Source organism: Pseudomonas sp. VD-NE ins, assembly GCF_031882575.1.
Classification (GTDB): Bacteria; Pseudomonadota; Gammaproteobacteria; order Pseudomonadales; family Pseudomonadaceae; genus Aquipseudomonas; species Aquipseudomonas fluorescens_BZ.
In genome coordinates this window covers 1,263,606-1,277,250 of sequence record NZ_CP134772.1, presented here as the reverse complement: position 1 = coordinate 1,277,250, position 13,645 = coordinate 1,263,606, and the positions used below count along the sequence as shown (strand labels likewise).

Genomic DNA, 13,645 nt, shown 5'->3' with positions numbered 1-13,645 from the left:
CGCCAAGGCTTTCAGGCGGAAATTGGCGTACGGGCCGGCCCTCACCCTAGCCCTCTCCCGGAGGGAGAGGGGACCGATCGGGGGATGTTCGGGAGGTACGCCGACGTGAAAGGGCTTAGCTGAATCCATAATTGCCACGCTTACAGATCCATAATCGCCGAGGTCTTTCAGGTCGATGTAGGACCAAAGACACCTCGGTCGGCCCCCTCTCCCTCCGGGAGAGGGCTGGGGTGAGGGTAAGCGTTTACTCGATCCCGACCTGATTCCGGCCATTGTTCTTGGCCAGATACAACCCACGATCCGCCGCCGAAATCAGCAACCGGCAATCACTGCCCGACTGCGGCACCATTGTCGCCAGACCAATACTAATAGTCAGGCTCGCCCCTTCCGCCGGAGTGTTGTGCGGAATCTTCAGCGAAGCTACGGTCTGACGCAGTTTCTCTGCCACCAGCCGCGCGCCGCCCGGCGAGGTGTTCGGCAGCACCAGCACAAACTCCTCACCGCCATAACGCGCCGGCAGATCCGACGGTCGCGCGCTGGCATCACGAATCGCCGTGGCGACCTTGCGTAACGCTTCATCGCCTTCAACGTGGCCAAAGCTGTCGTTGTAGGACTTGAAGTAATCGACATCGATCATCAGCAGCGACAACTGGCTCTGGTCACGCAGCGAGCGGCGCCACTCCAGTTCCAGGTACTCGTCGAAGTGGCGGCGGTTGGACAGCCCGGTCAGACCATCGGAGTTCATCAAGCGTTGCAACACCAGATTGGTGTCGAGCAGTTGCTGCTGGCTGACCCGCAGCGCGCGGTACGCGGCATCGCGTTGCAACAACGTCATGTAAGAGCGCGAGTGATAGCGGATGCGCGCCACCAGTTCGATGGTGTCCGGCAGTTTCACCAGATAGTCGTTGGCCCCAGCGGAGAACGCTGCGCTCTTGATCAGCGGGTCCTCCTTGGTCGACAGGACGATGATCGGGATGTCCTTGGTCGCCGGGTGATTGCGGTATTCGCGCACCAGGCTCAGGCCATCGAGGCCGGGCATCACCAAGTCCTGCAGAATCACCGTCGGCTTGATCCGCACCGCCTGCGCGATGGCCTGCTGCGGATCGGAGCAGAAGTGGAAGTCGATGTTTTCTTGATTCGACAGCCCACGGCGCACCGCTTCGCCGATCATCGCCTGATCATCCACCAACAACACCATGGCGGCGTTTTCGTCGGTTTTAATGTCGTCGATCTGTAAGTCATTCATGGGCGGTCACCTGAGTACTGCGGGGGCCAGGATTGCGGATTGACCTGATCATTTGGGGAAAATCTCCTGCAATCGTGGCGCTATTCTTTCCAGTGGACGTATTTCTACGGCGGCATCAATGGCCGCAGCGGCCTTGGGCATGCCGTACACCGCACTGCTTTGCTGATCCTGCGCGATGGTCAGGTAACCCTGCTGTCGCATGAGCTTAAGCCCTTGCGCGCCGTCGCGTCCCATCCCGGTCAATAAAACCCCGACGGCGTCGCCATTCCAATAACTGGCGACACTTTCGAAAAACACGTCGATCGAAGGACGGTAGATCTCGTTGACCGGCTCGGCGGTGTAGGCCAGCGTACCGTTTTTCAACAAGCGAATATGGTGGTTGGTGCCGGCCAGCAGCACGGCGCCGGCTTGCGGCGGCTCGCCTTCGCGGGCCAGACGCACATCGAGGCCGCTGGCGCTGGCCAGCCATTCGGCCATGCCGGCAGCAAAAACCTGATCGACATGCTGCACCAGCACAATGGCTGCCGAGAAATCCTTGGGCAAGCCTTTGAGCAAGACTTCCAGCGCTGCCGGGCCGCCCGCCGACGATCCGATCGCTACCAGCCGCTGGCGCGAACCCGAACTGCGCGGAGGCGTCGGCGCGGGACGTGAGCGCGGCGCTTTGTCGCCGATCAGCCAGCCAATATTGAGGATCTTGCGCAGCAACGGCGCTGCGGCTTCCCGAGCGTCGCCGGCACCGAGGGCCGGGGTATCGACCACGTCCAATGCACCGTGGCCCATGGCTTCGAAGACCCGGTGCACATTCTGCTGGCGATCTACCGTCACAATGACGATGGCACACGGGGTTTCGGCCATGATCCGCCGCGTGGCTTCGACGCCGTCCATCACCGGCATGATCAGGTCCATCAGGATCAGGTCCGGGGTGTTTTGGGCGCACAGTTGCACCGCTTCGGCGCCGTTGCGGGCGACCCAGACCACCTGATGCGCCGGCTCGAAGGCCAGCGCCCGGCGTAGCGCCTCGACCGCCATGGGCATGTCGTTGACGATTGCGATCTTCATGCCCGCGCTCCTCCGATCAGCTCGACCACTGCGTCGAGCAGGGCGTCGTCATGAAAACTGGCTTTGGCTAAATAATAGTCGGCACCGGCGTCGAGGCCACGGCGGCGATCCTCTTCCCGATCCTTGTACGACACGACCATCACCGGCAGCGATTGCAGACGGTTGTCGCGGCGCAACAGCGTGACCAGCTCGATGCCGTCCATGCGCGGCATGTCGATGTCGGTGATCAGCAAATCGAAGTCCTCCGAACGCAGCGCGTTCCAACCGTCCATACCGTCCACCGCCACCGCAACGTCGTAGCCACGATTGAGCAACAGCTTGCGTTGCAACTCGCGCACGGTCAGCGAGTCGTCGACCACCAGCACCCGCTTGCGCACCGCCTCGGCGGCCTGATTGCCGTGGCGGGCGATACGTTCCAAGCGTCCGGTATTGAGCAGTTTGTCCACCGAACGCAGCATGTCTTCAACGTCGACGATCAGCACCACCGAACCGTCGTCGAGCAAAGCTCCGGCGGAGATGTCCTGCACTTTGCCCAGCCGCTCGTCCAGTGGCAAGACCACCAGGGTGCGCTCGCCAATGAAGCGCTCCACAGCTACGCCATAAATCGCATCGCGCTCGCGGATCACCACGACTTTCAGAGTTTCGCCACTGCTCTGGCTGGCCGGGCGGTTGAGCAACTGGCTGGCCGCAACCAGCCCGACGTGCTGGCCTTCGTGCCAGAAATGCTGACGGCCCTCGACCTGCACGATGTCTTCGGGGGCCAGATCGCACATGCGCTCGATGTGCGCCAACGGGAAGGCGTAGGCTTCTTCGCCGACCTCCACCACCAGACTGCGCACCACCGACAAGGTCAGCGGCACCTCCAGATGAAAGCGACTGCCCTCGCCCGCTGTCTGCTCCAGCACCACCGCACCGCGCAACTGGCGAACCATGTGTTGAACGGCATCAAGGCCGACGCCGCGCCCGGATACTTCGGTGACCGTGTCGCGCAAGCTGAAACCGGGCAGGAAGAGGAAGGTCAACAGTTCTTCTTCACTCAGTTGCGCGGCGGTTTCGGCTGGGGATAACTGCCGTTCGACGATGCTGCGACGGACCTTTTCCAGGTCGACGCCATTGCCGTCATCGCTCAATTCCAGCACCAGCAGACCGGCCTGATGCGAGGCGCGCAGGCGGATCAGGCCTTCTTCCGGTTTGCCCTTGAGCAGGCGTTGCTCCGGGGTTTCGATGCCGTGATCGACAGCGTTGCGCAGCAAATGCGTCAGCGGTGCTTCGAGCTTCTCCAGCACGTCGCGGTCGACCTGGGTTTTCTCGCCTTCGATCTCCAGGCGTACCTGTTTGCCGAGGCTGCGGCCCAGATCCCGGACCATGCGCACCTGACCGGTGAGCACATCGGCGAAGGGCCGCATGCGGCAGGCCAGCGCGGTGTCGTAGAGCACTTGCGCGCGCTGGCTGGCCTGCCAGGCGAATTCGTCCAGCTCGGCGTTTTTCTCGCTCAGCAGTTGCTGGGATTCGGCGAGCAAACGGCGCGCGTCCTCCAAGGCTTCCAGCGCTTCCAGACTAAGCGCGTGTTCCTTGAGGTGGACGTTGAGGTTCTCCAGCGCACGCAGGCCGTTGTTCTGCATGCGTTTGAGACGCTGCATGGTCGCCAGGTGCGGCTTGAGGCGCTGGGTTTCCACCAGCGATTTACTCGACAGATCGAGCAGACTGTTCAGGCGTTCGGCGGTGACCCGCAGCACCCGCTCGCCACCTTCGGTGGTGCGTTTGTTTTTGCGTGGCGCCGATTCGGAGGATTCGACCGGCGCGTCCATGATAGGAGCTGGCGCGGGTTCAAAGACCGGCGGCGCTTCAAGTTGCAACTCGGCCATCAGCGGTGCAATCAGCGTTGCCGGCGGCGTCGACGGATCGAGCAAACCCGCCATCAACGCCACATAAGCGTCGATATCACTCGGCTGTGGGGCATTGGCCGGGGTGGCGATGCGCATCAGTAAATCGGTGCCCTGCAACAACGCATCAATGTGCTCGGGCCGCAGCAACAACCGCCCTTCCTGCGCGCTGACCAGGCAATCCTCCATGACATGCGCAACGCTGACGCCGCTGTCGATACCGACAATCCGCGCTGCGCCTTTGAGCGAGTGCGCCGCGCGCATGCACGATTCCAGTTGATCGGCCTGGGTCGGATTACGCTCCAGCGCCAGCAGCCCGGCGCTGAGCACTTGGGTCTGCGCTTCGGCTTCGAGGCTGAACAGCTCCAGCAAGGAGGCGTCGCGCATTTGCTCGGGGGTCATGCGAGGCTCCGGGTCACGGCGGACAGCAGCTGTTCTTCATCCAGCCAACGCAGGCTGCGCCCCCGATATTGCAGAACGCCACGGGTGTATTTGGCGCTGGCCTGCGCGCCGGACTGCGATGCGGCGTCGAGAATGCGCTCGTCGATGGCATGAATCCCGTCAACTTCATCCACCGGCACCACCACCGGCCCGCCATGGGCGGCGATGATCAGCATGCGCGGCATGATTCGCGCGCCATTGGCTGGCGCAGCGTTGCCATCCAGATCCAGCAGTTCGACCAGCGACAGACACGCCACCAGCGCGCCACGCACATTGGCCACGCCGAGCAAGGCCCGCGAACGCTGATGCGGCAACGAGTGAATCGCCTGCAGCGGTGCGACCTCAACGAGGCTGCGTGTCGCCAGCCCCAGCCATTCTTCACCAAGACGGAACATCAACAGCGAACGGGTTTTCACGTCCGTTTCAACGGCCGTGGCCACCGGGTCGCGTTCGTCCTGCTGCAACGCATAACGATCAAGCAGGCGGGTGGCGGCGGCGGAATACACCGAGCAATTACGGCAATGAATATGGTCTTCCAGCAGCGGGCAGGACTTGTCGCCATGAATGCCGATGCGGTTCCAGCAATCATCGATGGCCCGGGCGTCTTCGTGGGTGACGTTCAAGGTGTCGGACGGGATCATCGTTTACGCTCACTGTCAGCGGTGCGCCCGCTGCGGGCGGCGCGCTCCTGCAATCGTCTGGCACCCGCCGTGTCGCCCTGGGCCTGCAGCAGCGCGGCCAGGTGCATCAACGCTTCGGGGTGTTGCGGTTCGAGGTACAACGCTTTGCGGTAGAAGCCCTGCGCTTCGAGGGTCAGGCCAGCGACGTCGCTGAGCAGACCGAGCCAGTAAAACACCTGAGCCACCGGTTCGTGGCTGCGCAAATACTGTTCGCAGGCGGCGCGGGCTTCGGCACTTTTGCCTTCATTGGCAAGCGCGGCGATGTTGGCCAGCAGGGTCGCGGCGTCGGGATTCGCGCTTTTGCTGGCAATCGGCAGCGGCGTCACTGCGGCAAACGGTCGAGTGCGCACCGGTGCTGGCGGCGTGCTGCGAAGCGGTTGGCTGATCGGCAACACGATGGGCTTGGGCGTTGGCAACGGCTCGGGGTGCGGATCGCTGTGGCGGCTGAACGCAAAGGACTGCGGGATACCGATCGAACGCATGCCCAAACGTCCGAGCAGACTGCCCTCGGCCGGGCCGATAAACAGCACGCCATCGAAATGCGTCAGGCGCTTGAGCACCTCGAACACCAGTTTTTGCGTCGGCTGATCAAAATAGATCAACAGATTGCGGCAGAACACGAAATCGAACGCCGGCTCGCTGGCCAGCAGCGTCGGATCGAGCACATTGCCGACCTGCAAACGCACCTGCTCACGCACATCGTCATTGACTCGATGGCCGTCCTGCTCAGCCGTGAAATGCCGGTCGCGAAAGTCCAGATCCTGGCCGCGAAACGAATTCTTGCCGTACAACGCGCGTCGCGCCTTGTCCACCGAGAGCGGGCTGACGTCCATGCCATCGACTTTGAACTGATGCGGCTTGAGCCCGGCATCAAGCAGGGCCATGGCGATCGAATAAGGTTCTTCGCCGGTGGAACACGGCAGGCTGAGAATGCGCAGCGCACGCATGTTGTTCAGCTCGGCGAGGCGATTGCGTGCCAGTTTGCCCAGCGTGGCGAAAGATTCCGGGTAACGGAAAAACCACGTTTCCGGGACGATCACTGCTTCGATCAGCGCCTGTTGTTCGTCTCGCGAGCCTTGCAGCAGGTGCCAATATTCATCGGCATGCGCGGCTTGCGACAGCGTTGTCCGCTGGCGCACGGCACGCTCGATGATCGCCGGGCCGACCGAGGTGACATCGAGGCCGATGCGTTCCTTGAGGAAGTCGAAAAAACGCTGATCGCTGCTCATGCCTGCGCCTCAAGCTGCGCCGGATTCAACGGCGGATCGGGGAACAGCAAATGGCGCACGGCGTCATCAAGCAAGTCATTGACCCGCACCCATTGCACCAACCCCTGGGCATCTTCGCGCACCGGGCCGAGGTAAGGCGCCTCGCGATTGTCGAGGCCATATGGCTGAAACTCGTGCGGATGGCAACGCAGGGTGTCGGTGGCCTGTTCGAGAATCAGCCCGAGCCATTGCGCGGGCTGCGCTTCATCCGGCTGATAATTGACCAGCACCAGACGGGTGCTGGTGCGCGCCTCGGCGGGATGGCCGAAGGTCAATGCGCTGAGGTCGATCACCGGCACCACCGCACCGCGATAGGCGAATACGCCTGCAACCCACTGCGGCGCCCTCGCGATCGGCTTCAACGGCAGACGCGGCAGCACCTCCGCCACTTCGGTGGCGCGCAAGGCGTAACGCGCGCTGCCGATGCGAAACAGCAGGAACAACGCCGGCTTCGCCACCTGCGCGGCGCTGCGTTTAGCGATGATTTCGCTCATCAGACTTTGAATCGCGAAACGCCGCTGCGCAGCCCGACGGCCACCTGGCTCAGTTCGTCGATGGCGAAACTGGCCTGACGCAGCGACTCGACGGTCTGGCTGCTGGCATCGCCCAACTGCACCAGCGCGTGGTTGATCTGCTCGGCGCCGGTGGCCTGGGCCTGCATGCCTTCATTGACCATCAACACCCGCGGCGCCAGTGCCTGCACCTGATGGATGATCTGCGACAACTGCTCGCCGACCTGCTGCACTTCGGACATGCCACGGCGTACTTCTTCGGAGAACTTGTCCATGCCCATAACCCCGGCAGACACCGCCGACTGGATCTCGCGAACCATTTGTTCGATGTCGTAAGTGGCAACAGCGGTCTGATCCGCCAAACGCCGCACTTCGGTGGCGACCACGGCAAAACCGCGACCGTATTCACCAGCCTTTTCAGCTTCAATGGCGGCGTTGAGCGACAACAGGTTGGTCTGGTCGGCGACCTTGACGATGGTCACCACCACCTGGTTGATGTTGCCGGCCTTCTCATTGAGGATCGCCAGTTTGGCGTTGACCAGATCGGCCGCGCCCATCACCGAATGCATGGTGTCTTCCATGCGCGCCAAGCCTTGCTGGCCGGAGCCGGCGAGCACCGAAGCCTGATCGGCGGCGGTGGACACTTCGGTCATGGTGCGCACCAGATCGCGCGAAGTTGCCGCAATCTCGCGGGACGTCGCTCCGATTTCGGTGGTGGTCGCTGCGGTTTCGGTGGCGGTGGCTTGCTGTTGCTTGGAGGTCGCAGCAATCTCAGTCACCGAGGTGGTCACCTGCACCGAGGAGCGCTGGGCTTGCGACACCAGTGCGGTCAGCTCGGTCATCATGTCGTTGAAGCCGGTTTCGACGGCGCCGAATTCGTCTTTGCGGTCGAGGTTGAGACGCGAACTGAGGTCGCCGGTACGCATGGTTTCGAGAATCTGCACAATGCGGTTCATCGGCGCCATGATCGCGCGCATCAACAACAGACCGCACAGGCCAGCGGCGAACACGGCGACCAGCAGGGAAATGAACATGCTGACTTTGGCAGCCGCCACGGCATCGTCGATATTGTTCATGGCCTGATCGGCGACTCTCTTGTTTTCGCCGATGATGTCGTTGAGCTTCATGCGCCCGGAGTACCAGGCTGGCGTCAGCTTTTCGTGGAACATCCTGACCGCGTCCGCTTCCAGGTTGCGCTTGTGCAGGTCCAGCACGGCATCCTGAATCTGGAGGTAGGTGTCGTGGTACTTCTCGAACGCGGCAAACTCGAGACGATCCTCGTCGGTCGCCATCGTCTTGCGATAGTTTTCCATCTGCTCCTGCAAACGCGCCTCGAAAGCCTTGTAGTCGGCCGCGTCCTCGCTGGAAATCCCCTGACCTTCCTTGAGCCCGAGCAGTTCTTGAGTCTGCAGATAACTGTCGACCCAGGCGCCACGGATCATCGAGCTGTAATAGACGCCGGGAATCGCGTCATCACGCACGCTGTTTTCACTGGCCTCGATCTTCAACAGGCGTGAGTACGAAACGACGACCATCAACAACATGATGGCGATAATCACCGCAAAGCTCGCCAAAATGCGTTGGCGCAACGTCCAGTTCTTCACAGTGATTCCTCGTGCCTGATCGAAATGCGGGGAGTATAGCCGAGGGCGGTGTTTCATTTATAAGACGCTTTGTAACCCTCGGGCCTGTCCCATGGCTCAGCTCAGCCCCCCGTATCGCAATAATCGGGAAACTGGTCTATTTTTTTGGATCCATCTTCAACAACGGCAGCGCAGGGAGTTCGCGAGTCCGTCATCAAGAGACGTTGCCGAACAGATATTTTCGGAGCAAGGATGATCACGATAGCCAAGGAACGCATCGAATTCATAGACAGCCAACTGACTGCCTTCACGCTCAGCTTGAACGAGTACAGAGAGTTCTTGAAGAACTCCTGGAATCAGCCTTTCGAATTCGGCAGCAAAATAGCCGATTTACCTTCGCTGCTTGGCATGGAGCGCGTCATACGGGTGGGAAATACTTCCACTTCCGTGAGCATGGAGGACGGGCATTTCGCTTCAAGTGTCGCCAAATGCCCTTTACAGGGTCCACTGGTTATACAAAGTAAATTCGAATCGGTTTTCGATATTCCAATTGGCGATTTTGACGTTGAGATAGTGGCCCAGGAAGGCGGCGCTATCACGAAGATCAGACTCGACTCAGAAGGAAAAGCCAGTTGGTCGGGCGGAGTTCCTGGCAAGGAATACTGGGTTCGAGTGCATCACCAAGTGTCCCCAGAGCAAATCAATGAATTGTTCGACGCCTACGCATCACTGGCGGCGGATCTGAAAGAAAAGCTTCGTCAGAAATGGGAAGGCCCGACGGGTTATCGTCAGCAATGGGCGAGCCTTTCACTGTCCGGCACAGTCATCGCGGTGGGCAAAGGCATGTTCGCAGGTGGTTGGGATGCCATCAAGGGCGTGTGGGATGGTATCAAAGCGGTGCTGGACATGCTGCAAGACCCGGGAAAGTTTCGCAGGGAGCTTGGCGAAGGCTATGCCCGCCTCGAAGCCGTAGCCAAGCAGACGCCCCACATCATGAAGCAAGCGATGGTGCTGGCCAGCGATGAGGCAGCGTTGTTTTTGATGATGAATTGCGCGTTTATCTGGCTCGCCAGTTTGCCACCGATGAGTACCGCGGGTGAGCAAGCGAAAATGACCACCAGCTTCTTGTTGAGTGTCGCTATCGATATTGTTGTGTCGATCGTCCTGACCCTCGCCGCAGAGGGAACAGGCCTGCTATATCTGGCCGGCAAGTTGGGAAAGTACGGAAAAGTGCTTTACAACCTTTTGGTGGGTTTTATCGAATCAATCTTCGACGTCATAAAAGGATTCATGACGTATGTTGCCAAATACGTCCGCGTTGGGCTTAGAGGGGTAGCAAAGAAGGTAAGAAATGGAACCACCGAGATTCGCTTCGATGGGCGTTCGAATGCAAGACTGGTGAGTGACGAAGTTGCCGATGATGCCTCCAGACAAGCCGTGACGCCCGCTGGAAAAAGTGCAGAACCTGCCAGCCGCACCCACACCGACAAATGCCCAGTTTCCATGGTTACCGGTGAGGAACTGTTGACGTTGACCGATGGCCAACTCGACGGACTGCTGCCGTTTGAGTGGACGCGCCTCTATCGGACAAGTGCCGCAGAAATCGATTGTGGCCTGGGCTATGGCTGGAGCCATGCACTGGCTCATCGCATTGACATCAATGGCGATGAAGTCATCTGGACCGACCACGAAAACCGCTCAACACCCTTCCCGCGTCCAACCGAACAACGCCCGGCCATCACCAACAGCCTCTCGCGCGCGGCAATTTTCCTCGGTGACGATCCATCGGAACTGATTCTGGCCCAGGCCGGCAAGCGTCCATCGTTCTACCACTTCCGCTTTAACAGCAAAGGCGCCACCCTGATCGCCATCAGCGACAGCTATGGCAATCGACTGCACGTCACACGCGATATCCATGGTCGTATCAAACGCCTCGACAATGGCGCCGGTCGCGCCTTGCTTCTGCGCTACGACCGAAAACACATCGTCGCGGTCGACTATCAGCAGTTTCTGCCTGCTGACAATCTGGAAGACGCCTGGAATACGGTGCAGACGCTGGTCACCTACAGCTATGACACCCAGCATCGTTTGATCGAGGCGAAGAACGCGGCCGGTGAAGCCGAACATTATCGCTACAACGAACAGCACGTCATTCTCGAGCGGCAACTGGCGGGCGGCGCTGCGTTCTACTGGGAGTGGGAGAACGAAGGCAAACTGTCTCGTTGCACACATCACTGGGCCAACTTCTCGCAGATGGAAGCGCACTACGCCTGGGATGACAAAGGCAGCGTGACTGTCACCAACGCCGACGGCAGCGAAGAGGTGTACACCCACGATGATCAGGCGCGACTGATCAGCAAGATCGACCCGGACGGTGCCGAGCATCTCAAGGCCTACAACGACAAAGGCCAATTGATCGCGGAAAAGGATCCGTTGGGCGCCGTCACCGAGTACCGCTACAACGACAACGGCTTGATGACTGCCGTCATCCCGCCGGAAGACGAAGCCACCACCTACGAATACATCAACGGTTTCGTCAGTGATGTCCATCGCGGAAAAGCCAGTTGGAAGTACCAACGCAACCGTCAGGGCGATATCACCCAGCAAATCGACCCGGACGGCAATGCCACGCTCTACAGCTACGATCCTCAGGGGCGCCTGCTGGAGATTCGCCACCCGGACGGCAGTCGCCATCAACTCGGCTGGAACAACCTCGGCCAGTTGCTGGAAGAACGCCTGCCCGATGGCGGCCAGCGCAAGTATCGCTACGACGCGCTGGGTCGGCAGATCACCCGCCAAGAAGAGTCCGGCGCCATTACCCAATACCAGTGGGACGCAGCTAATCGCCTCGCTCAGGTCACGCTGCCGGGCGGCGCAACCCGTGCGTTTACCTATAACGCCTACGGTAATGTCACCGCTGAACGCGATGAACTCGGCCGCATCACCCGGTACGAATATGCCGAAAATCTGCATCTGGTCAGTCGCCGCATCAACCCCGACGGCAGCCAACTTCGCTATCGCTATGACAACTCACGTCTGCTGCTGACTGAAATCGAAAACGAGCGCGGCGAGCAATACCACCTCGATTACTACACCAACGGCCTGATCCAGCAGGAAACCGGTTTCGACGGTCGTCGTACGGCTTACGAGTATGACCTCAACGGCCAACTGCTGAAGAAAACCGAGTTCGGCGACGATGGCAGCGAACTGGTCACCGAGTACCAGCGCGATGCGGCTGGCCGGCTGCTGGTGAAAACCCTGGCCGATGGCGAAGAAATCCACTACAGCTACGACGCCCTCGGTCGCCTCGTAAACGTCGACGACGGTCATTGGCCGCTCGCCTATAAATACGACCTGCAAGACCGCCTCATCGAAGAACACCAAGGTTGGGGCACCCTGCGCTACGAGTACGATAGCGTTGGTCAGCTCAAACACTGCCGCCTCCCCGACGGCAGCAAACTCGATTACCGTCACCAACCCGGCGGGCAACTCAGCAGCATCGACCTCAACGGCTCACGCCTGACCTCTCACCAGTTCAGTGCTGGGCGCGAACAAAAACGTCAGCAAGGTTTGCTGCTCAGCCAATACCAGTACGACGAACAAGGCCGTCTGCAAGCCCACACTGTTGGCCAGCGAGACAAGAGCCTGTTCCAGCGTCGTTATAACTACGACGCCAATGGCAATCTCGCGGGTATCGATGACAGCCGTAAAGGCAACCGCAGCTATCACTACGACCCGCTCGACCGACTGATCAGCGTGCGCGGTGCTACTCCGGAAAGCTTCGCCCATGACCCGGCGGGCAACCTGCTAGGCCAAAGCAATGAAGGCACAGCAAACCTCGCCAACGTCAAAGGCAACCGCCTGCTGATGCAGGGTGATCGTCACTACGAGTACGACGCGTACGGCAACCTGAGTCGCGAACGCCGTGGCACAGGACAGAAACTCGTCACCGAGTATCGTTACGACTGCCAGCACCGCTTGATCGGCGTAAGCCTGCCGGGTGGCAGTACAGCAACCTACAAGTACGATGCCTTCGGTCGACGTATAGAAAAAACCGTTGACGGCCACATCACCGAATTCCTGTGGCAAGGCGAACGCCTGATTGCCGAAAGCGCCGAAAACCGTTACCGCAGCTACATCTACGAACCGGGCAGCTTCCGCCCATTGGCGATGCTCGATGGCGAAGGCCCACGAAAAGCAACACCGTTCTATTACCAACTCGACCACCTCGGCACACCGCAGGAGCTCACCGACTACAGCGGTGAAATCATGTGGTCGGCGAAGTACCGAGCCTACGGTAATCTCGCCGCGCTGGACGTCAGCGAGATCGATAACCCATTGCGCTTCCAGGGTCAGTATTTCGATGCGGAGACAGGGTTACATTACAACCGCCACCGCTACTACAATCCGGGGGCTGGACGGTTTTTGACGCCGGATCCGATCAAGCTTGCTGGGGGGTTGAACAACTACCAGTACGTACCCAACCCCACAGGATGGGTGGATCCACTGGGGTTGAATGGTAACTGTCCGGGCGGACCCGATTGCAAGCCTGGAACAGAAGATCCTGCTGCTACAGCCAAAGTCGACGAAAACACGCCTCCAATCCCTGGTTCTCCGTTAAAGCTTGGCGAAACCCGTGTTGTCGATGGAGTCAGCAAGACGCGAGTTGGCCGCTGGATGTCGCCTGACGAACTCGCTCAAATGCGTAGTAGTAACAAAGTTGTGCAAGGCGCTGGCGGGCAAACGTTCATTTCCACTAACGGCCCCGCCGATTTCAAAGGCGCAGCGCTTAACAACTCGGTTTATGCTGAGTTTGATGTGCCTACTTCAAGTCTATTGCAAGGCGGCAAGACTGGCTGGTTCAAACTGATAGGCCCGGACGCCGGTAAATCACAACAATACATGCTCAAGAAGCAAGGAGGCGAACACCTCCCCAGCGCAGACAACATTATCACCGTTGATAAAAAGTGAGC

At 60.1% G+C, this 13,645-nt stretch carries 8 protein-coding genes; 1 reads left to right on the top strand and 7 read right to left on the bottom strand.

Annotated features, from left to right (window positions below; all coding sequences use genetic code 11):
* Positions 1-244: 244 nt before the first annotated feature.
* The 7 genes from RMV17_RS05415 to RMV17_RS05385 are packed head-to-tail and all read right to left on the bottom strand — an operon-like array spanning position 245 to position 8,693.
* A complete protein-coding gene (locus RMV17_RS05415) occupies positions 245-1,246 on the bottom strand; it encodes a PleD family two-component system response regulator (RefSeq protein WP_311885963.1) in 1,002 nt (333 codons plus the stop codon).
* Positions 1,247-1,294: 48 nt separating this feature from the next.
* A complete protein-coding gene (locus RMV17_RS05410; RefSeq protein ID WP_311885962.1) occupies positions 1,295-2,305 on the bottom strand; it encodes a chemotaxis response regulator protein-glutamate methylesterase in 1,011 nt (336 codons plus the stop codon).
* Positions 2,302-4,590, bottom strand: coding sequence for a hybrid sensor histidine kinase/response regulator (locus RMV17_RS05405; protein ID WP_311885961.1), 2,289 nt, complete (start codon positions 4,588-4,590; stop codon positions 2,302-2,304). Before RMV17_RS05405 ends, RMV17_RS05410 begins: the two co-directional genes overlap by 4 nt.
* Positions 4,587-5,270: a chemotaxis protein CheW gene (locus RMV17_RS05400; RefSeq protein WP_123594910.1), complete on the bottom strand. Its 684-nt coding sequence runs from the start codon at positions 5,268-5,270 to the stop codon at positions 4,587-4,589. The genes RMV17_RS05405 and RMV17_RS05400 overlap by 4 nt, the downstream gene beginning before the upstream one ends.
* On the bottom strand, positions 5,267-6,538 hold the full coding sequence (locus RMV17_RS05395) for a CheR family methyltransferase (RefSeq protein WP_311885960.1): 1,272 nt from the start codon (positions 6,536-6,538) through the stop codon (positions 5,267-5,269). Before RMV17_RS05395 ends, RMV17_RS05400 begins: the two co-directional genes overlap by 4 nt.
* Positions 6,535-7,071 (bottom strand): chemotaxis protein CheW, encoded by a 537-nt coding sequence (locus tag RMV17_RS05390; protein WP_311885959.1) that lies wholly within the window; start codon positions 7,069-7,071, stop codon positions 6,535-6,537. The genes RMV17_RS05395 and RMV17_RS05390 overlap by 4 nt, the downstream gene beginning before the upstream one ends.
* Positions 7,071-8,693 carry a methyl-accepting chemotaxis protein gene (locus RMV17_RS05385; RefSeq protein WP_034154846.1) on the bottom strand — a complete coding sequence of 541 codons (1,623 nt, stop codon included), beginning with the start codon at positions 8,691-8,693 and terminating at the stop codon, positions 7,071-7,073. The genes RMV17_RS05390 and RMV17_RS05385 overlap by 1 nt, the downstream gene beginning before the upstream one ends.
* Positions 8,694-8,924: 231 nt before the next feature.
* Between RMV17_RS05385 and RMV17_RS05380 the strand changes: the two genes are divergently transcribed.
* A complete protein-coding gene (locus RMV17_RS05380; protein ID WP_311885958.1) occupies positions 8,925-13,643 on the top strand; it encodes an RHS repeat-associated core domain-containing protein in 4,719 nt (1,572 codons plus the stop codon).
* The last annotated feature ends 2 nt before the right edge of the window (positions 13,644-13,645 follow it).